Origin of the sequence: Janthinobacterium sp. BJB401 (assembly GCF_013372745.1) — a bacterium.
GTDB classification, from domain to species: domain Bacteria; phylum Pseudomonadota; class Gammaproteobacteria; order Burkholderiales; family Burkholderiaceae_D; genus Janthinobacterium; species Janthinobacterium rivuli.
In genome coordinates this window covers 86903-107228 of sequence record NZ_JABXFH010000016.1, presented here as the reverse complement: position 1 = coordinate 107228, position 20326 = coordinate 86903, and the positions used below count along the sequence as shown (strand labels likewise).

The 20326-nt window shown below is 61.0% G+C and carries 18 protein-coding genes; 10 read left to right on the top strand and 8 right to left on the bottom strand.

The features are described 5' to 3' along the window. Window positions 1-12: 12 nt before the first annotated feature. On the top strand, window positions 13-492 hold the full coding sequence (locus HWE17_RS13090) for a GNAT family N-acetyltransferase (protein WP_255206230.1): 480 nt from the start codon (window positions 13-15) through the stop codon (window positions 490-492). On the opposite strand, the gene HWE17_RS13085 is transcribed toward HWE17_RS13090, so the two are convergent. The 3 genes from HWE17_RS13085 to HWE17_RS13075 all read right to left on the bottom strand — a co-directional run bounded on the left by HWE17_RS13085 (window position 493) and on the right by HWE17_RS13075 (window position 4233). Next, window positions 493-1809 (bottom strand): FAD-binding oxidoreductase, encoded by a 1317-nt coding sequence (locus HWE17_RS13085; RefSeq protein WP_255206233.1) that lies wholly within the window; start codon window positions 1807-1809, stop codon window positions 493-495. 196 nt (window positions 1810-2005) lie between these two features. Further along, on the bottom strand, window positions 2006-3256 hold the full coding sequence (locus tag HWE17_RS13080) for a low temperature requirement protein A (RefSeq protein ID WP_217916771.1): 1251 nt from the start codon (window positions 3254-3256) through the stop codon (window positions 2006-2008). A 119-nt stretch (window positions 3257-3375) separates the two neighbouring features. Continuing rightward, on the bottom strand, window positions 3376-4233 hold the full coding sequence (locus tag HWE17_RS13075; RefSeq protein ID WP_176389032.1) for an oxidoreductase: 858 nt from the start codon (window positions 4231-4233) through the stop codon (window positions 3376-3378). A gap of 113 nt (window positions 4234-4346) precedes the next feature. Here HWE17_RS13075 and HWE17_RS13070 point away from each other — a divergent pair, with 113 nt between their 5' ends. The 6 genes from HWE17_RS13070 (at window position 4347) to HWE17_RS13045 (ending at window position 10764) form a co-directional block, all read left to right on the top strand. Then, window positions 4347-5336, top strand: a complete 990-nt coding sequence (locus HWE17_RS13070) for a LysR family transcriptional regulator (RefSeq protein WP_051958973.1) — start codon at window positions 4347-4349, stop codon at window positions 5334-5336. A gap of 126 nt (window positions 5337-5462) precedes the next feature. After that, complete coding sequence (locus tag HWE17_RS13065; RefSeq protein ID WP_099403601.1) at window positions 5463-6380, top strand: ChaN family lipoprotein; 918 nt, start codon at window positions 5463-5465, stop codon at window positions 6378-6380. A 219-nt stretch (window positions 6381-6599) separates the two neighbouring features. Beyond that, on the top strand, window positions 6600-7268 hold the full coding sequence (gene exbB, locus HWE17_RS13060) for a tonB-system energizer ExbB (protein ID WP_278316724.1): 669 nt from the start codon (window positions 6600-6602) through the stop codon (window positions 7266-7268). Between the two features lie 3 nt (window positions 7269-7271). Beyond that, window positions 7272-7697, top strand: coding sequence for a TonB system transport protein ExbD (gene exbD, locus HWE17_RS13055; RefSeq protein ID WP_217916770.1), 426 nt, complete (start codon window positions 7272-7274; stop codon window positions 7695-7697). Continuing rightward, window positions 7694-8467, top strand: a complete 774-nt coding sequence (locus tag HWE17_RS13050; RefSeq protein WP_176389020.1) for a TonB family protein — start codon at window positions 7694-7696, stop codon at window positions 8465-8467. The genes exbD and HWE17_RS13050 overlap by 4 nt, the downstream gene beginning before the upstream one ends. A gap of 38 nt (window positions 8468-8505) precedes the next feature. Next, the gene (locus tag HWE17_RS13045) at window positions 8506-10764 is read left to right on the top strand and encodes a TonB-dependent receptor (protein WP_176389019.1); all 2259 of its coding nucleotides are present in this window, start codon (window positions 8506-8508) and stop codon (window positions 10762-10764) included. A gap of 68 nt (window positions 10765-10832) precedes the next feature. On the opposite strand, the gene HWE17_RS13040 is transcribed toward HWE17_RS13045, so the two are convergent. Continuing rightward, the gene (locus HWE17_RS13040; RefSeq protein WP_035821190.1) at window positions 10833-11240 is read right to left on the bottom strand and encodes a PRC-barrel domain-containing protein; all 408 of its coding nucleotides are present in this window, start codon (window positions 11238-11240) and stop codon (window positions 10833-10835) included. Window positions 11241-11486: 246 nt separating this feature from the next. On the opposite strand from HWE17_RS13040, the gene HWE17_RS13035 reads away from it, so the two are divergent. The 3 genes from HWE17_RS13035 (at window position 11487) to ftsB (ending at window position 14949) form a co-directional block, all read left to right on the top strand. Further along, complete coding sequence (locus HWE17_RS13035) at window positions 11487-13139, top strand: CTP synthase (RefSeq protein ID WP_176389018.1); 1653 nt, start codon at window positions 11487-11489, stop codon at window positions 13137-13139. Window positions 13140-13280: 141 nt separating this feature from the next. Further along, window positions 13281-14564, top strand: a complete 1284-nt coding sequence (eno, locus tag HWE17_RS13030; protein WP_034750709.1) for a phosphopyruvate hydratase — start codon at window positions 13281-13283, stop codon at window positions 14562-14564. Window positions 14565-14625: 61 nt separating this feature from the next. After that, window positions 14626-14949, top strand: a complete 324-nt coding sequence (gene ftsB, locus HWE17_RS13025; RefSeq protein WP_035821182.1) for a cell division protein FtsB — start codon at window positions 14626-14628, stop codon at window positions 14947-14949. Between the two features lie 255 nt (window positions 14950-15204). On the opposite strand, the gene HWE17_RS13020 is transcribed toward ftsB, so the two are convergent. The 4 genes from HWE17_RS13020 to hslO form a co-directional block, all read right to left on the bottom strand. Further along, window positions 15205-15492, bottom strand: a complete 288-nt coding sequence (locus HWE17_RS13020; RefSeq protein ID WP_035821181.1) for a hypothetical protein — start codon at window positions 15490-15492, stop codon at window positions 15205-15207. Between the two features lie 164 nt (window positions 15493-15656). Beyond that, window positions 15657-16787: a glycerophosphodiester phosphodiesterase gene (locus tag HWE17_RS13015; protein ID WP_099403608.1), complete on the bottom strand. Its 1131-nt coding sequence runs from the start codon at window positions 16785-16787 to the stop codon at window positions 15657-15659. Then, window positions 16787-19198: a TonB-dependent receptor gene (locus HWE17_RS13010; RefSeq protein WP_176389017.1), complete on the bottom strand. Its 2412-nt coding sequence runs from the start codon at window positions 19196-19198 to the stop codon at window positions 16787-16789. The genes HWE17_RS13015 and HWE17_RS13010 overlap by 1 nt, the downstream gene beginning before the upstream one ends. Window positions 19199-19341: 143 nt before the next feature. Beyond that, entirely contained in the window at window positions 19342-20322 is a 981-nt protein-coding gene (gene hslO, locus HWE17_RS13005) for an Hsp33 family molecular chaperone HslO (protein WP_099403610.1), read from the bottom strand. Between the last annotated feature and the right edge of the window lie 4 nt (window positions 20323-20326).

Here is a 20326-nt window from a genome sequence, read left to right as displayed (position 1 = left end):
CATGATTGTTATATGACTACTTTGCCCGAACCGATACTGCGTCCCGCCCTGGTTGCCGACGCCTCCGCCATCGTCGCCCTGATCGACGACCTGATGCCCTTTCTGACCCTGCACCCGGACGGCGCGGGGGCGGAAAAGTTCATCGAACATTGCCGCCAGCCGGCCATCGAAGGCTATCTGTCGCAGTCGCGCTACGCGTATCAGCTCGCGCATATCGAAGGGGCACTGGCAGGCGTGGTGGCGATGCGCGACAACACGCATCTGTTCCACATGTTCGTGCCACGCGCCCTGCACCGGCGCGGCATGGCGCGCCGTTTGTGGCAGGCCGCCCGCGATGCGTCGCTGGCCAGAGGCGGCGTGACGGCCTTTACCGTCAACTCCTCGATGTATGCCTTGCCCCTGTACACCAGCCTGGGCTTTGTCGCCACGGGGCCGAAGGTGGAAATGGATGGGATCGCCTTCGTGCCGATGCGCATGGAATTGACGGCCTGATTACCAGCGTACGATCTTGCCCGGATTCATGATGTTCTTCGGGTCCAGCGCGTGCTTGAGGGCGCGCATGGTGTCGATGGCGCCTTCGCCATGTTCTTCCACGAGGAAGGCCATCTTGTGCATGCCCACGCCGTGTTCGCCCGTGCAGGTGCCATCCATGCCGATGGCGCGCGTGACCATGTCGCTGTTGACCTTTTCCGCGCGGGCGATGTCGGCCGGGTCGTCGGGATCGACCAGCATCTGCACGTGGAAATTGCCGTCGCCGACGTGGCCGATGATGGCATAGACGAGGCCCTGCGCTTCGCAATCGGCCTTGGTGGCCAGGATGCATTCGGCCAGGCGCGAAATCGGCACGCAGCAGTCGGTGGAAATGGCGCGGCTGCCGGGGCGCATCTGCAGCAGGGCGAAATACGCGTTGTGGCGCGCGGCCCACAGGCGCGAGCGGTCTTCGGGGCGGCTGGCCCACTCGAAATCGCTGGCGCCGTGTTCCGCCGTGATGGCTTGCACCAGCTGCGCCTGCTCGGCCACACTGGCCGGCGTGCCGTGAAATTCAAACAGCAACAAGGGTTTCTCCGGCAGCGCCATCTTGTCGTAGGCATTGATGGCTTTCACGCCATTTTCATCGAGAAACTCGACCCGCGCCACGGGAATACCCATCTGGATGGTCTGGATCACGGCGCTGACGGCTTCGCCCGTGCCGGGGAACGAGCATACGGCCGCCGAGATCGCTTCCGGCAGCGGATACAGTTTGACCGTCACTTCCGTGATGATGCCCAACGTCCCTTCGCTGCCGACGAACAAGCGCGTCAGGTCGTAGCCGGCCGACGATTTTTTCGCCCTGGTCCCCGTCTTGATGATGCGCCCATCGGCCGTGACCACCGTCAGGGCCAGCACGTTTTCGCGCATGGTGCCGTAGCGCACGGCGTTCGTGCCCGAGGCGCGCGTGGCCGCCATGCCGCCCAGCGAGGCATTGGCGCCCGGGTCGATGGGGAAGAACAGGCCCGTGTCGCGGATTTCTTCGTTGAGTTGCTTGCGCGTCACGCCCGCCTGCACGGTGGCCGTCAAGTCTTCAGCATGCACCGCTACCATCTGGTGCATTTGCGACAGATCAATCGTCACGCCGCCATGCAAGGCCAGCACATGGCCTTCGAGCGACGTACCGCTGCCGTAGGCGATGATGGGCACGTCGTGCGCGCTGCACAGCTTGACGGCGGCCGCCACTTCCTCGGTGGAATGGGCGAAGATGACGGCGTCCGGCAGCATGGGGGGATAGCTCGACTCGTCGCGGCCATGGTGTTCGCGCATGGCTTGCGTCATGGAAAAGCGGTCGGCAAAGATCAGGGAAAGTACGGCAGCAAGGGATGCGGGCAGCGGTTTTTTCAGTACCGCCAACTGGTCAGTTTGATTCACGCGAGTCCTCCGTTTTTTTTATTCTACCCCGCGCCCGGGGATTTTATCGGTGGACTCTCGCATCAGCCGCGCTGATCGGGCTTGCCTGCCGGCGACCCTGCCACTAGTGGGGCGTGAGCATGTCACCCTGGTGACGATGTCCCAGTACCTCATAGCCGACGACCGTGATGACCGGTGCAAAGAGCAGAATGCCGAGGCATTCAACGATATTCGCGCCAAAGATCGCCGCCATGATCGCCGTCGCGATGACGGCAGCTGTTGCGAGCAGAAGCCATAGATGCAGTTGATCGTAGCGGCGCACAAGAAAATAGTGGAGCGCATAAATCAAGGCGAGAAAAATGGTCACGGGAATCGCGGTGGCGAGCAGGGCCGGGAGTGTGCCGATATGGGCCTTGTTTTCAATCAGGTTCGCCGCGACGTCAAGACCCGCGCCCGTTGCCACAATAGATGCAATGATCAATATCTGCCCATAGCTCCAGATGAAAGCGCGTGAGCGATGCACGTGCAGCACATGCGCCGACGGTAGAATGGAGTACACCCACCACATGCCAAAGGTCAGCCCGACGCCTGCAATGCAAGCGAGTGCCGTTTCCAGCGTCCAGCCCTGGTGCTCCATTTCGGCAGACAAGGTCGCGACCGTACCGACCAGTCCTTCACCCAAGGCAAGGATGGCGAACAGGCTGTAGCGTTCGGCAATGTGCTCCGCGTGCCAGGGCGTACCGCCATCCTTGCGCTCCGCCAGCACGGGGCCGGCAAACTCGATGAGAAACCAGAGGGCAGCCAGGGTCATGGTCACGTCCATCGAGAAAGGGAAAAGAATAATCGCTATCCAGCCTATCTGGGCAATCGCAATGGCGGCGGCATAGGTGAGGCACGCGCGGCGCCGCGCGAGGTCTTGCCTCGCTGCCCGCAACCATTGAAATATCAGCGCCACGCGCATGATCACGTAGCCGAGTACCATCACCGAATTATCCAGTTGCTGGCCGTGTTCGAGGGAAGAGAACAGGCGTGGCAAGCCGACCGCCAGCACCAGCACGCCCGTCATCTGTACCATTGTGGTGATGCGGAAAATCCAGTCGTCAGTGTCGTAGGCGGATGCAAACCAGGTGAAATTGAACCAGGCCCAGCAGATGCAGAGGCTGGCGAAGCCAAACCCGATGAGTGCGCTGGCGTAATGGCCTGCCGCGAGCGCGTGTGCGAACTGGGCGGCGGCAAACGCAAAGCATGTGACGAAAGTCAGGTCGAATAACAATTCCAGGGACGATGCGACTCGATGTGGTTCGTGCGGATCGCGTCCTGACATCCGCCGTAGGTGATGGTGGAAAACTTTGACAACAGAATCAGATGTGCTCATGCTTTATTCCTCGCCTGCGTATGCGATATATCACGGTGGTTTCAAGAATCAGGTGCGGAGTAGCCCGCGAATTGTCCATATGGGAAAATTCAGGCATGGCCCACCCCGGTCAAGCTCTGTCAGGCGGGAAAATCCGTAGATGCGGAGAGGTCGCGCCACGTATCCATTTCCTGTGCCACAAAGGCGTTTTTTGCGGCAATCGCAGCCAGCGTGTCGGTGCCCATGGGAAGACGCAGTGGCGGATGGGGCGCGTCTGCAAGGCGGAGCATGGCGGCCGCCAATTTTTGGGGATCACCGGGCTGATTGTGGTTCAGCGCCAACGCCTGTTTGCGCACGGCGCCTGAAGTCGCCGCGTAATCGCCAATTTCATCGGGTGCTACGAGCAGCGACGATGCATCCAAGAAATCGGTGCGGAAATAGCCTGGCTCGACGACAGTGGCGTGAATGCCCAGCGGCTTGAGCTCGGTATGCATGGCCTCGGTGATGCCTTCGACGGCAAATTTTGTCGATGAATACACCCCGAATCCTGCCGCAGCCTGATAGCCGCCTATCGATGAAATATTGATCACGTGACCGGAACGCTGCGCGCGCATTGCCGGCAGCACGGCGCGCGTCACGTTCAGCAAGCCGAAGACATTCGTGTCAAACATCCGTCGCACATCCGCATCGCCAGACTCTTCCACGGCAGCCAGCAGACCGAAGCCCGCATTATTGACGAGCACGTCAATACGCCCAAAATGTTCCAGCGCAACGCGCACACCCTGCCTGGTTTGTTCCTCATTCGTCACGTCTAGCGCAAGCGGCAACAACGCGGCGCAGCTGCCAAGCCGCTCGACGATCGCGGCGACGTTACGCCCGGTTGCGACCACCGCATTGCCGTCCGCCAGTGCCGCCTCTGCAATCAATGCGCCGATGCCTCTTGATGCACCGGTGATCAACCAGACGCGCTTGAATTCATGCTGTTGAACGTTATTCATCATTCTGCTCCCGAGGTGTTTAAAGGGCGAATGATAAAAGCAAAAATTAGCATGAACTAGTGGTCAAATGCTAGAATGATAATCAACTAAAACTTGCTAATCATCATCGCTCCATGAATGATATCCGCGCCATTACCATCTTCGTCCGCACGGCAACGCTGGGCAGTCTGCGGCGCGCGGCCATTGACCAGGGCATTTCGCCACAGGCGGCCAGCCAGTCGGTGATCCAGCTGGAAAAATCACTTGGCGTGCGCCTGTTCCATCGGACCACGCGCAAGCTGAGTTTGACGGAAGAGGGCCAGCGCTTGTTCGATAGCGTGAAACCGGCACTTGCCATACTGTCGTCGTCCCTCGACGAAGCGCGCCGGTCCAAGGAAGAGGTCAACGGGATATTGCGCATCAACGCTCCCCGGTCGCTGGGGCTTTCGGTGCTTTGGCAATTTTTTGAATTATTTCAGCAGCATAATCCCAAAGTGCAGCTCGACATCCAGCTCGATGACCAGTTCACCGACCTGGTGAGCGGACGCGCCGATGTGGGTTTCCGGGGAGGGCCGCCGCCTTCGGCAGGGGCGATTGCGCGGCGGCTCATGCCCATCCAGTTGATCGTTTGCGCATCGCCAGACTACATCCAACGCCACGGCGCACCTCAAACGATAGACGAACTGAGCCAGCACAGCTGCACCGGCTATCGGTGGGCAAATACAGGCAAGGTTGCGCAATGGCAGTTTCAGATCGGCGACGAGATTGTGCATCGGGACATCCCGGCAGTCATTTGCGTGAATGACACCGCGATGGAGACACAGGCTGTGTTATCGGGTCTTGGTATTGGACAACTAGGTAGTTTCGAGGCCATGCCGCATATCCGCAGCGGCCGGCTTGTGCCTTTGCTCATGCAGCATGTCAGCGAGTGCGGCGCCATCTATATCTACTATGGACATCGAGCGGAACAGTCACTGCGGGTGAGGACTTTTATTGATTTTATGATCGGGAAACTCGCTGATAACCGTGCTTTTTTCCTGGATCGATCCGAATTGGCCGCTTCCGTTCCTTTGCTGAAGGCACGTCCTCATGCACAGATCGGGGGCGCCGGGCGCCAGCGTTGATTTTTGCCAGTTGTAAAAAAATCGGCATGGCGTGCCGTGTATTGGTTGTAAATGAGAATCATTTCTATTAGAATGCCCGCCAGTAGTTATTTTGCAATGTGTGCTTCCACCCGAAAGGCCATGCCCATGAGATTCCCCCTGTCCTTCGCCGCCGTCCTGCCCGCCTGCGTACTGGCCCTGAGCGCTTGCAGCAGCGTCGCACCCGTCAACGGATCCGGCGCGACCGCCGCCGCGCCCGCTACTGCGCAAGATGTGCGCCAGTTGGGCGAGATCGTCGACCTGCGCAGCGGCCAGCGCCTGAGCGCCGAACAATTGCTGGCCCAGCTGGCCGCCGCGCCGCGGGTCATCGTCGGCGAGCAGCATGACCAGCTCAGCCATCACCAGATCGAGCAATGGCTGTTGCAGCAACTGCAGGGCCAGCGTCCGCAAGGCAGCGTGCTGCTGGAAATGCTGAATCCGGACCAGCAAGCCAAGGTGGACAAGGTCAAGCCGTGGCTGCAGACGGATCCCGTCGTGCGCCCAGAGCACGTGGCCGAGCTGCTGGCGTGGCAGCGTAACTGGAAGTGGGAGCAGTATGGCGATCTGGTCATGACCGTGATGCGCGCGCCATATCCCGTCTGGTCGGCCAACCTGGACCGCAGCGAGATCAAGCAACTGTTTATCGACAAGCCGGCCGTGCAGGGCAAGCACTCGAACCTGGCCAACGATGCCAAGGTGCATGACAAATTGAAGGACATCATCCGCGTCATGCACGACAACCAGATCGACGAACCGCGCCTGGCCGCCATGCTGTCGGTGCAGCAGCAGCGCGACCGCCGCATGGCCGAGCGCCTGCTGGCCGCGCCCGCGCCGGCCGTGCTGATCGCCGGCGCCTACCATGCGCACAAGGACCTGGGCGTGCCGCTGCACGTGCAGGACTTGACGGGCGGCCCGGCGCCGCTGGTGCTGGTGCTGGCACAGCAGGGCGCCACGGTGCTGGCGCCGCAGGCCGATTTCGTCTGGTTCACGCCGGTTGTTGCACCTGCCGTCGCCAGCGCCAAATAATTTTTTGTATGTCCGCCGGGCGTTCTGCCCGGCACTCTCCCCCAGCAAGCTCCCCCGCAGCAGCCAGGTAGTCCGTCCGATTTTTTTGCATGCGCGTGCGCGCCATTGGCGCAGCCATGCCTGTTACCTGTCAAAGTTCTCATGCGTATCTCTTGCCTTAAAGCCGCCAGCTGCGGTGCCGTTCTTTCCCTCTGTCACGCCACCGCGCAAGCGTCCGCCTTGCCGCATGACATGTCGCCGCTGGGCATGTTTTTCGCCGCCGACCAGGTCGTCAAAAGCGTGCTCATCGGCTTGCTGGGCGCCGCGCTGGCTACCTGGGTGGTCTTGCTGGTGAAAGGCGCCAGTTTGCTGCAAGCCAGGCGCGCGGCTGCGCAAGCCGTCGCTGTGCTGAAGACGGCGATCTCCTTGCCGGACGCGGCAGCAAAGAGCGGGGCGTCCATGCTGGCGCAGCAGCTGCTCGGCGACGTGCAGCAGGAACTGAAGTTGTCGCACGCCAATGCACCGGCGGCGGCCCTGAAGGAGCGGGCTGGCTTTCGTCAGGAGCAGTGGATCGCGCACAATGTACGCAGCATGACGCAAGGCATCGGCCTGCTGGCCAGCATCGGCGCCGTGGCGCCGTTCGTCGGCCTGTTCGGCACCGTGTGGGGCATCATGAACAGTTTTATCGGCATCGCCGTCAGCCAGAGCACGAATCTGGCGACAGTCGCGCCCGGCATTGCGGAAGCCTTGCTGGCCACCGCCCTGGGCTTGGTGGCGGCGATACCCGCCGTCGTCATCTACAACGTGCTCAGCCGCGGCATCAACCAGTACAAGGCGCAGCTGCGCGCCGCTTCCGCGCAAGTGCTGCTGATGCTGAGCCGCGACCTCGACATGCGCCAGCAGGCCTGAGCCATGGCGTCCCTGTTTCCTTCGTCGGACGACGACACGGCCGACATGCCGGAGTTGAGCGAGATCAATGTCACGCCCTTCATCGACGTGATGCTGGTGCTGTTGATCATTTTCATGGTGGTCTCGCCGCTGGCCACCGTCGACCTGAAAATCGACTTGCCGGCCGCCACGGCCAAGCCCGAACCGCGTCCCGAAAAACCGCTGTTCGTTTCCCTGAAAGCCGACCACAGCCTGTACCTGGGCGAATTGCCCGTGGCGCGCGAGCAGCTGGGCAGCCTGCTCGACGCGCAGACGGGCGGCGACCGCCAGCGCACGCTGTTTTTCCAGGCCGACAAGCAAGCGACATATGAAGACGTGCAGGGCGTCATGGACGCCCTGCGCCAGGCCGGCTATCTGAAAGTGGGCCTAGTGGGCCGGGAGGGCGGGTGAATCCGCGCCCTGTATTGAGCTGGGGCATTGCCACGTCGCTGGTGGCGGCCGCCGCGTTGGCGCTGCTGCTGTGGGCCAGCTGGCAACCCGTCACCGTGGCGCCCGCCAACCCGGCGGCCAGCGTGATGCTGGTCTTTGCCGCGCAAGCGATGTCGCCGGAAACGCGGGTGGCGCATGCCGTGGGCGCGCGCCAGTCGGCCGCGTCCAGCGCCGCCCGGCCGCCCAAGAGTGCAGTACGACAGGAAGCCTTGCCGGTGCTGGCGCGTGCCGCCGCGCCGGACATCGTCGCGGCGGAAAAAGAGGCGAAGGCAGAAACCAGTCCGTCGCCCGATCCCGGCAAGGATGCCGCGAAGGAAGCTGCCGTGCCTGCGCAGGCCAGCAGCAGCGCCACACCGGCGCCAAGCCCCGTGCGCGGTCCCCAGGCGGCGCCGTTCAACAGCGACACGCCGTCGACCAGCGCGGCGCCCGCCAGCTGGCAAAGCCAGGTGCTTGGCCACCTGGCCCATTTCAAGCGCTATCCGGGCGATGCGCGCCAGCGCAAGCGGGCTGGCGCCGCCTGGGTGCGCTTCCAGGTGGACCGTGATGGCAAGCTGCTGGCCAGCGAGCTGGTCACCTCGTCGGGCACGGTGCTGCTCGACCGCGAAGCCTTGCAAGTGCTGCAGCGCGCGCAGCCGCTGCCGGCGCCGCCCGCCACCGTATTGCGACAGGGCACGGTGACGGTCACCTTGCCCGTGTCGTTCCGGCTCGATGCCGACGGCGGCACCAGCTGAATGTCACATTTTTCAATCACATAAGAAATCGAGGGTGTATGCATATCAAGACAATGACGCAGGCCGTGAGCATCTGCATGGCTTTGCTCGCGCAGCAGGCATGGGCGCAACAGGCGCAAGACAGTGGCAAGGTGGAATTTTCGCCGCTGAATGTATCGGGTGAAACGGTTCCCGTGGAACAGCAGGCGCTGGAAAAACCGGGCGCCGTCAGTGCGCGCGGCGCCGATACGCGCTTGCAGCCCGTGGACCAGATCGTGCGCAGCATGCCGGGCACGTTTACCCAGATCGATCCGGCGCAGGGCGCCGTCAGCGTCAACATCCGCGGCCTGTCGGGCCTGGGGCGCGTCAACATGATGGTCGATGGCGTGAGCCAGAATTACTATGGCAGCGCACCGTCGTCCGTGTCGCACGGCGGCGTGCCCAGCAGCCAGTTCGGCGCCCTGATCGACCCGAACTTCATCATCGGCGTGGATGTGTCACGCGGCAATGTTGTCGGCGGCGACGGCGTCAATGCGCTGGCCGGCAGCGCCAATTTCCGCACCATCGGCGTCGATGACGTGGTCTTCGCCGGCGAAAAAACGGGGGCGCGCACGAAAATGTCGACCGGCAATAACGGCGTGGGGCGCAGCGCCATGCTGGCCGTGGCCATGAAAAACCCCGCCTTCGATGGCGGCAGCGTGGGCTTCATGGCCGCCACGAGCGCTAGCGTGATCGGCAACAACTACAAGAATGCCAAGGGCGTCAACAGCGAGGAGTTCGGTTTCGGCTACAACCGCTATTACAAGCAGAAACCCAAGTCGCAACTGCTGAAGCTGGATCTCAAGTTGAGCGACTTCCATGCGCTGGAACTGTCGGCGCGCGATTACCGCAACACGTTTACGCGCCGCGATATCCAGAGCAATGACTACTACGTGAAATATCACTACACGCCGTTTTCGGAATTGATCGACCTCAATGTGGTGGCCAGCAGCAGCCGCGGCAACCAGAAATACATGCCCGAGGCGCTGACCAATTTCATCAACACGAATGCGGCCAACCGCGCCGACGCTGTCGACATCAACAACACCAGCAGTTTCAAACTGGCCGGTGGCGATGCGCTGGTGACCATAGGCGGCAAGCTGATGCGCAATAAGTACAGCAAGCACGTGGAAAGCCTGGTCGACGATCCGGACAATCCGGACGCGAACCAGCAATCGATTGAAAACAATACGTTTGGCCCCGAGGGCGTGCAAAAGATCAACAGCCTGTATGCGGACCTGCAATACAACCGCGGCATTGTTCAAGTCAATGCGGGCCTCAATTACACGCACTTTGATTTGACCGGCTACAAGCCCGCCTGCGACCCGCGCGTGCAGTGTTTCCCGCAAGGGGCGAGCAATATTGCGCTCAAGGAGCATGGCATCAATCCTTCGCTGCTCGTTTCCGCGCAAGTGACGCCGTGGTTCCAGCCATTCGCCAGCGCCGAGCGCACCATGCGCGGGCCGAATCCGCAGGAGGTGTTTTTCTCGAATGACGGCGGGGCCTCGATGAATCCTTTCCTGAAGGGCGAGAAAGCGACGACCTACCAGCTGGGTTTCAATTCCAGCTTGCATGGCTTGCTGAGCAAGAATGACGTGCTGAACTTCAAGGCCCTGTATTTCAAGAGCAAGATCGACGGCTATATCACCAGCCAGTCCTTCCTCGTGTGCGACCGCGGCCGCAAGTGCAATATCGCGGAAGTGCTGGCCAACGACTGGCAGAATGTGGATGACTACATGACGAACATGTATATCTACATCAACTCGGCCACGCCCGTGTACTCGCGCGGCTGGGAACTGGAAGCGCAATATCAGCTGGGGCCTGCCTATGCGCGCCTGTCGTACACGCGCGAAACGACGCGCCAGCCCACGTCGATCGCCAGCGCCTGGTTTGGCGCGGCCGACATCAGCGAGCTGCCCAGCGTGTACTACAACCTCGACGTAGGCACGCGCTTGCTGGACAACAAGCTGGAAGTGGGCGCCATCCTCAAGCACACAGGCTCGAACCGCCGCCTGTCGCCGGACAATGAAGCCGATGAAGCGACGGGCGAAGTGCTCAAGGCCGAGAATCCAAAGATCCCGGCCGTGATCGACTTGTATGCGAGCTGGCAGGTGACGAAAAATCTGTTCCTGCGCCTGTCCGTGCAAAACGCCCTGAACAAGAATTTCTCGGAAGCGCTGAACCGTTTGAACTCAATGCCGTCCCAGTCGCAGGACAACACGCCGCTGAGCACGGCGCGGGGCAGGACGTATGTAGCGGGGCTGGAGTACCGGTTCTAGTCAAACCCAAGTGCAAATACTGGGGTCGTACCCTCAGGGTACGACCCCGGCCCTGCGCTTGGGGTGAATTAATACTCGCGTGGTGTCGTTCCATAATAGCTGTGAATGGAGTTCACCCACGTGGTATCGGCCATGTTCGGCCAGTTATCCGTATCGAAGCCGGGCGCATTTTCAATGCGTTCCTTGTCGACGTTGAGGGTGAAGCGCTTGTTGACGGTGTCGAGCAGCAGCGCTTCCCACGGCACGGCGAACAGCTTTTCGCCGATGGTGAAGACACCGCCGTGCGACATGACGGCGTAGGCGATTTTGCCGCTGCGCATGTCGATCATGATTTCCTTGATTTCGCCCAGATGTTCATCCTTGGCGTTGTGCACATGGTCGCCGATCAGGGTGTCGGCACCCATCAGTTCGGGGCCGGGACCTTTGTGGCCGCGGTTGACATACATGCCGTAGGCGTCGCGTTCTTCGTAGCTCATGATGGACCTCCTGTTGAAAATGCCAGTCTGCCGCCAGGGCGCGGCAGGGTCTGTTCGCTCGCCCACACAATATATGGAATTGGAAATATTTCAATTATTGCCACTACGCAATTTTGTTGTGTGTAGACAGCAGGAGGGGGAGGGATAGTCGGTATTTGCCGCAAATTTCCGCGCGCGGGGAGCGACGCAGGCGGGCTTTAGTGTATAATTTCAATTTCCCGCACGTGCCGTTCGGCACCATCTGCAATGACCAAATTTGTCTTCGTCACTGGTGGCGTTGTGTCTTCCCTTGGAAAAGGGATTGCCGCCGCCTCCCTCGCCGCGATCCTCGAATCGCGCGGCCTTAAAGTCACCATGCTCAAGCTCGACCCGTATATCAACGTCGATCCTGGCACGATGAGCCCTATGCAACACGGTGAAGTATTCGTCACCGATGACGGGGCCGAAACCGACCTCGACCTCGGTCACTACGAGCGCTTCATTTCCACCCGCATGAAAAAGGTGAATAACTTCACCACTGGCCAGATCTATGAATCGGTGATCCGCAAGGAACGCCGGGGCGAATATCTGGGCAAGACCGTGCAGGTGATTCCGCATATCACCAATGAAATCCAGGATTACATCCGCCGTGGCGCCGAAGGCTACGACGTGGCCCTGTGCGAAATCGGCGGCACTGTCGGCGATATCGAATCCCTGCCATTCCTGGAAGCGGCGCGTCAGCTGAGCCTGCGCGCCGGCCGCAAGAACACGGCTTTCGTCCACCTGACCCTGGTGCCTTACATCGCCTCGGCCGGTGAACTGAAAACCAAGCCGACCCAGCACTCGGTGCAAAAGCTGCGCGAAATCGGCATCATGCCGAATGCGCTGCTGTGCCGCGCCGACCGCGCCATCCCGGAAGACGAGCGCGCGAAAATCTCGCTGTTCTCGAATATCGAAGAGCAGGCCGTCATTTCCGTGTGGGACGTCGACACCATCTACAAAGTGCCGCAAATGCTGCACGACCAGGGCCTCGACAAGATCATCTGCGACGCGCTGGACCTCGATCCGGCACCGGCCGACCTGTCGATCTGGAGCAAGCTGATCTACACGATGGAGCACCCGAAGGCGGAAGTGACCGTCGGCATGGTCGGCAAGTATGTCGAGCTGACCGAGTCGTACAAGTCGCTGATCGAAGCGCTGCGCCACGCTGGCATCCACACGGAAAGCCGCGTCAACATCGAGTACATCGATTCGGAAGAAATCGAAACGACGGGCTGCGACGGCCTGGCCAAGTACGATGCCATCCTGGTACCGGGCGGCTTCGGCAAGCGCGGCGTGGAAGGCAAGATCAAGGCGGCCCAGTTCGCCCGTGAAAACAAGATCCCTTACCTGGGCATCTGCCTGGGCATGCAAGTGGCCCTGATCGAATACGCGCGCAACAAGGCAGGCATGCCGAACGCGAATTCGACCGAGTTCGACCTTGATACGGATCAACCTGTCGTTGCACTGATCAATGAGTGGCAAAACCACGATGGTAAAGTCGAGTTGCGCGATGAAAACTCGGACCTGGGCGGTACCATGCGCCTGGGCGCGCAGACCTGCGCCGTCAATCCGGGCACCCTCGCCGCCGAGATCTACGGCAGCGTGGTGACCGAGCGTCACCGTCATCGCTACGAAGCCAATAATCACTACCTGGCCCGTGTCGAAACGGCTGGCCTGATCGTGTCGGCCCGCACGCCGAGCGAAGACTTGTGCGAAATCATGGAATTGCCACGCACGGGTGAGAATTCCCACCCATGGTATATGGGCGTGCAATACCATCCTGAGTTCAAGTCGACGCCACGCACCGGCCATCCGTTGTTTACCTCGTTCATCAAGGCAGCGCTGGCGCACAAAGAAGCCAACGCCGCTGCGCAATAACGCGGTCGATCGCGACAGTATTACCCGTAAGACAGCTCCCGGCCAGATGTTTCCCGCCGGGAGTTTCTTTGCCCCCTTTGTGCAATTGCGCATCAGAACGCAGTGTGCAGCCCCCTGTTAAGCTTAACTTTGGAGAATGACATGAGTGCTATTGTTGATATTATCGGTCGCGAAATCCTGGACTCGCGCGGTAACCCGACCGTCGAATGCGATGTGTTGCTGGAATCGGGCGTGATGGGCCGTGCGGCCGTGCCGTCGGGTGCCTCGACCGGTTCGCGCGAAGCCGTGGAATTGCGCGATGGCGACGCCAAGCGCTACTTCGGCAAGGGCGTGCTGCAAGCATGCGAAAACATCAACACCGAAATCTCCGAAGCCATCATGGGCCTGGACGCCAATGAGCAGGCTTTCCTGGACCGTACCCTGATCGACCTGGACGGCACGGAAAACAAATCGCGCCTGGGCGCCAACGCCATCCTGGCCGTCTCGATGGCCGTTGCCAAGGCTGCCGCCGAAGAAGCGGGCTTGCCGCTGTACCGCTATTTCGGCGGTTCGGGCGCCATGCAGATGCCAGTGCCGATGATGAACGTCATCAACGGCGGCGCACACGCCGACAACAACCTGGACATCCAGGAATTCATGATCATTCCCGTGGGCGCCCCGTCGTTCAAGGAAGCCGTCCGCTACGGCGCGGAAGTATTCCACACGCTGAAAAAGATCCTGCACAAGAAGGGCCTGAACACCAACGTGGGCGACGAAGGCGGTTTCGCGCCATCGCTGGCCAACCATGAAGAAGCCATCAAGCTGATCATCCAGGCCATCGAAGAAGCGGGCTACGAGCCAGGCACGCAGATCGCCATCGGCCTCGATTGCGCCGCGTCCGAGTTCTACAAGAACGGCAAGTACGAAATGGAAGGCGAAGGCCTGAGCCTGACGGCCACCGAATTCACCAACCTGCTGGCGACCTGGTGCGACAAGTACCCGATCATCTCGATCGAAGACGCGATGCATGAAGGCGACTGGGACGGCTGGGCGATTCTGACGGCGGAACTGGGCAAGAAAGTGCAACTGGTCGGCGACGACCTGTATGTCACCAACACCAAGATCCTCAAAGAAGGCATCTCGAAAGGCATCGCCAACTCGATCCTGATCAAGATCAACCAGATCGGCACCCTGACGGAAACGTTCGCCGCCATCGAAATGGCCAAGCGCGCCGGCTACACGGCCGTCATTTCGCACCGCTCGGGCGAAACGGAAGACTCGACCATCGCCGATATCGCCGTTGCCACGAACGCCCTGCAGATCAAGACCGGCTCGATGTCGCGTTCGGACCGCATGGCCAAGTACAACCAGCTGCTGCGTATTGAGGAAGACCTGGGCGACATCGCCAGCTACCCTGGCCGCGATGCGTTCTATAATCTGAAGTAAGCTGATGTAAAACCCACTGGCCGGCCGGAGATATCCGGCCGGTTTGTTAACTGAATACCCCATGCGCCTGATTACGCTCGCCCTGGCAGCCCTGCTGCTGTTGATTCAATTTCCCCTCTGGCTGGGCAAAGGCGGCTGGCTGCGTGTTGCCGACATGGAAGCCCAAGTGGCGGTGGCGAATAAAAAGAATATGGAATTGAAGGCGCGCAACGCCAAGCTCGAATCCGAAGTGCGCGACCTGAAAGATGGGACGGGCGCCGTCGAAGAGCGTGCCCGCTACGAGCTGGGCATGGTCAAACAGAATGAGATTTTCGTGCAGATCGTGCGCAAGGGACAAACCCCGCCACTGCTGGAAACGCCGGTGGACGCCGCTGCGCCACACTGAGTACTGACTACCAACTACTTCCCGCTTGCCAGCCTGGACCGATTGCCAGGCTGACCTGTCACATGACTACTTTGTTACCTTGTACTGCTGCACACGATTGGCCGCATGGCGCGGCGTGCTGCTGCCTTGCTGCTTGCTGATCAGAAACGGGCCTTGCCGGTCGAGATCAGATAAAAATGGATGCTGGTGACCACGACGGCGACAGCGATCAGTGCGGTTTCGAGAAATATCATATAAAAATCCTTTCAGTGTTTTTTATCCGCGCGACGCCAGAAAACGCAATTCCGAAGCCAGATTCGGCATCAGGTTTTCGTAACGGGCCGCTTCCGAGTTCAGCAGGGCGATGTCGCGCTTGCTTGGGCGCACATAGCGCTGTTCTTCGACGTTGCTGGTGCTGGTGTTCGTGGCGATGACTTCCTTCTGTGCCAGTTCGCTGTATGGCTTGGAAGCGAGCAGGGCGCCGAGGAAGGCGCGCGTGGCGCGGCCCAGGTTGCTGAAGTAGTTGTCGTTGTCGTTGCTGTAGGTGTTGGTAAAAGTGGACATATGCCCTCCATGAATGGTCTGTTGTTGCATTGCACAATAATGGAGTTTGCGATATGCGTCCAATTTCAAATTCCAATTTCAGAAATTCAAGAAACGCATAATAAGGGCGTAGCCATTGGCCACGCCCTGAAAATGAATGTGTTACTAAATGTTTATCCTGCGGTTTATCCTGCGGCGATGCGTCCCAAACCCGGATCGTCGCTGAAAAAACCGTCGAGTCCCGTCTCGATGTAGCGCCGCATTTCCGCCACGGAACCAGCCTCGTTGCGCGCATTTTCGCCATTGCCGTCGCGGAAGTCGGCCGCCAGGAAGCGGTTTTCCGGGCGGAAGGTCCACGTGTGCAAGAGCAAGCCCGCCTGGTGCGCATCGTCGACGATGGACGAGGGCTTGGCCAGGCGCTGGTCGGCGCCCAGCGCGATGATTGCTCGCGTGGGCGGCGCCACCACGTCCGCGTAGGTGGCGATGTCGCGCAGGCCGGCTGGCGTGATCATTTGCCCGAACGTCAGCTTGCCGCCTGCCTTGGCCACGTCCATCGGGCGGATATCGCCACCCACCACCAGCTGCATCAGGCGCACGTTGGCGCGCCGTCCCAGCTTCTCGCGCAGGTATTTCAAATTCGCCACCTCGAAGGACTGGATTTCGATCGGCGCACGGCGCGTGTATTCGTGCGCCAGCAGGGTCGAGAGGAAACGGTCTTCCAGCGCCAGGCCCGCATCGCGGAAATACGTCGAGCTTTTCAGCTCCGGCACGAGGCCGATGATGCGTCCGCTGGCGGCTGATTGCGCTGCAACAAAATCGATGATTTCTTCCCAGGTCGGGATCTGGAATTGTCCATCGTACAAGGTGTTGCCGGTACGTACTTTCGGCAGCCGTTCGATGGCGCGCAGGGTTTTCAGTTCGGCCAGGGTGAAGTCGTCGACGAACCAGCCTTCGTGCCATTCGCCGTCGACCATCTTCTTGCCGCGCCGGCTGGCAAACTCGGGCCGGCGCGCCACGTCGGTGGTGTCGATCAGATTGCTTTCGTGGCGCGCCACGAGGATGCCGTCGCGCGTGGCGACCAGGTCCGGCTCGACGTAGTCGGCGCCGTCGAGGATGGCCTTGGCGTAGGACGCCAATGTATGCTCGGGACGCAGGGCGCTGGCGCCGCGGTGGGCGAAGACCAGCGGACGCGCCGGTGGCGCAGTCAGCAGGCCGGCCGCAAAGCCGGGCGCGGCGGCCAGCGCCAGGCCGCCCACGGCCGCCTGGACGAAGCTGCGGCGCGAAAAATGCCGTTGCGGCAAGATTGATGTGCGCATCAGAAATCCGCCGTCAAGGTGAGGAAGCCCTGGCGCGGGGCGATCGGGAAGGTGTTGTATGTCTTGTCGGCCGCACCGACCACCACGTTCAGCGAGCCTTCGCGGTTGGCCAGGTTGCTGACGTTGACACGCCAGCGCGGGTTTTTCAGCCAGCTGGCCATGGCCGGCAGCTTGCCCGACACGCCCAGGCCCATCAGGAAGTAGCTGGGGACCGATAAATCGTTGGTGTACGTCGCGTAGCGTTTGCCCACATAGTCTCCCGTCAGTTGCACTTCGATATCGCCAAACGTCGCGGAAGCAACAAACTTGTTCAGCCATTCCGGCGAGCCCGGCACGTTCTTGCCCGCCGTCAGTACCAGCGCGGCGCCATTGTTGTAATTGTCCGCGTACTGCGAGCGGTTGTAGGAAAGGGCATTGTAGAACGAGAAATTGTTGCCGAAGTGCACAGTACCCGCGATATCGATGCCGTCCGTGCGCACGCTGCCCACGTTGGCCAGCACGGGGTTGCCGCCTATGATGGAGGAAATCACGGGGGTTGGGCTGATCTGCAGCAAACGGTTGCTGAAATCGACGTGGTAGACGTTGACCTGGCCATCGATGGCCGTGATGGCGCCCAGGTTCAAGGCGTGGCTGCCGCGCACGCCCACCTCATAGGTGAGTGCCGTTTCCGGCTTGGCATCGCGCTTGAACAGGTCGAACGCGGCCTGGCTCGACAAGCTCCACGGCGAGGCGCCGCCACCGCCATAGGTGACGAACTGGCGCATGTTTTTCTGGATATTGAAATACAGCTGGTCCTGCGGCGTGAAATCCCAGCGCGCGCCCACTTGCGGCAAAAACCATTTTTTCGTGTTGATGGTGCCGACCGGCAAGGCCGTCGAACCGCCGGAAATGGCGCCCTTGGCCGGCTGCACGGGGAATTGGCCATCGGCAAATTGCAGGCTGGACTTGAAGCCGGCCTGCAGGGCGATATCGGGGCGGATACGCCATTCATCCTGCAAGTGCAGCTGCACCACCTTGTTGTCGATCTCGCTGCCGTACTGCGTGATCAAAGGATTGCTGGGGCGGTCGTAGGGCGATGTCGGGTTGTTGACGTCCAGCGCATACCAGCGGCGATAGGCGGATGAGCGGTTCTGTTCCAGCCACAGGCCCGCTTCCAGCTGGTGATTGCCGATTTCCTTGCGCAAGGTGGAAATAAAGCCGCCGCGCTTGATGTCGTATTCCGTCGTGCGCACGGCATAGCCCGAGTTGCCGAAGACTTGCTTCAAATTCTGTTTCGGGTAGTACACGCTGAACAGGCCAGGCAAGCCGGCCACGCCGATGGGGCCGGCCACCACGCCCGCGCCGTCATCCTTGTGGTAATACACCTGGTTAGCCCACGTCATGCCTTCGGACAAGTTGGCGTCGAACTTGGCATACGCCAGGTAATCGGTGCGCTGCGCATCGCTGTAGTAATTGCGGTAATTGTTGCCGTCCGCGGCAGGCGTGGCGCCCGTCGGCGACAGGTAATTGAGGGCCGCCTTGAAGTCCGGGTACAGGAAGGGACGCGTGTACGGCGCGCTCGTTTCGCCGGCCACGTGCACGGTGCTGTCTTCGTTCGGTTCGATCTTGTCCGAGTAATTGAAGAACAGGGTCAGCTTGCCCGCTTCGCTGCGGTTGACGTACTTGGCGTTGAACTGGTCGCCGCCCTGGCGCGCGTCGAAATCCCAGGCCCGCGCTTCATGGTGCAGGATGGAAAAGTAGGCGCTGCTGCCTTCGCCGAAGGCGCCCGTATCGTAGCGGGCAAACGTGCGCGAGGTGCGGTGGCTGCCCACGGTTTGCTGCACGCTGGCGCCCTGCGTGGCCAGCGGGTCGCTGGAATAGGTTTCGATGGTGCCGCCCAGGTTGCTGGTCGAGGCCGTGGCCAGGTCGCCCGCGCCCGACGACAGCACGACGCTGCGCACGTTTTCACTGATCACGGCGCGCTGCGGCGACAGGCCGTTGTAGTTGCCGTACTGCTGGTCGCCCAGCGGCACGCCATCCATGGTGTAACCGAGTTGCTGGCCGGAAAAGCCATGCACGAACAGCGACAGGTTCTGCTCGTTGTTGCCCCATGGATCTGCCGTCTGGAAGCTGACGCCGGGCAGGGTTTGCAGGGCTTTCAGGGGATTCGTGCCGGGCAGGATTTTCTGGATTTCATTCTTGCTCAGGGCGACGGAAGAGCGCGTCTTGCGCGAGGAAATCTCCACGGTGGTCATCGGTGCATTGTCGTCGGCAGCCGGGGCGGCCGCTGCGGCCATGTCGGTAGTGGCCGATGCCACGGCGGCGGCGACGGCCGTTTGCGCCAGGGTAGGCAAGCTCAAGCCTGCGGCGCAAGCGCCCAGCAAAACGTGGAAGGAATGGCGGCGCAGGGCCAGCGTCAAGTGGGTGGTCATTATCAGCCTGTGGAAAGTATTGGGAGGAATACAAGCTGCGCAGCGTAACGGCGGCGCGTGACGGGCTGATGACGAACTGATGACGGGAGGATGACAGCGGAAACAAAAGCGCCACCTCAAGGGCGGCGCGAAGAATATTACAATTAGTTAATGCTGGCTGCGGGTGGAATCAACACTTCCGCTGGCGCATCCGTGACGAACAGCTGCGCGCAATCGACCTTGTCGAATTCATAGTGCTGGCCGCAGAAATCGCAGTTCACGCCCACTTGTCCCACTTCTTCCAGGGTGCTGTTGACTTCTTCCTCGCCCAGCATCTTGAGCATATTGCCCACTTTTTCGCGCGTGCAGCTGCAATGGAAGCTCGGGTGCAGCGGGTCGAAGACGCGGATCGTTTCTTCCCAGAACAAACGCTGCATCAGGGTGTCGATATCGGTCGACAGGATTTCCGCCTCTTTCAGGGTCGACGCCAGCATCACGGCGCGGTTCCACGTGTCGAGCGCATCTTCTTCCGACACGGGCGTCGCTTCGGCCTTGCCGCCATGGTGGGGCAGCTTTTGCAGCAGCAGACCGCGCGAGACGGTGTCGTCCGTGGCCAGCCACAGACGCGTATCAAGCTGTTCCGAGCGCAACATGTAGTTTTCGATCACGGTCGCCATGTCGTCGCCGTCCAGCGGCACGATGCCCTGGTACGGTTGCTGGCCTGGCACCTTGTCGGCCGGGTCCAGGGTGATGATGAAGCGGCCCTTGCCGGTGGCGTTGAGCAATTGCGGCACGGTGGCCACGTCGGGGATGGCGGCATCCGGATCCAGCTTGGCCGTGGCGCGCAGGCGCAGGTCGGAGTCGCACTCGACCACCATCAGGCGCACGGGACCGTCGCCATGGATTTGCATGATGATGGAGCCGTTGAATTTCAGGTTGGCCGACAGCAGGGCGGCGGCAGCCACCATTTCGCCCAGCACTTTTTTCACGGCCGTCGGGTAGGCGTGGCGCGACACCACTTCCTGCCAGGTGCCGGACACGTCGATGAACTGGCCGCGCACGGCGGCGTTGTCGAAAATAAATTTTTGCAGGGTATCCTGGCCGCTAACGGCTGCGCTGACCGCGCCCGTGGTTTCAGTCGTCATTCTC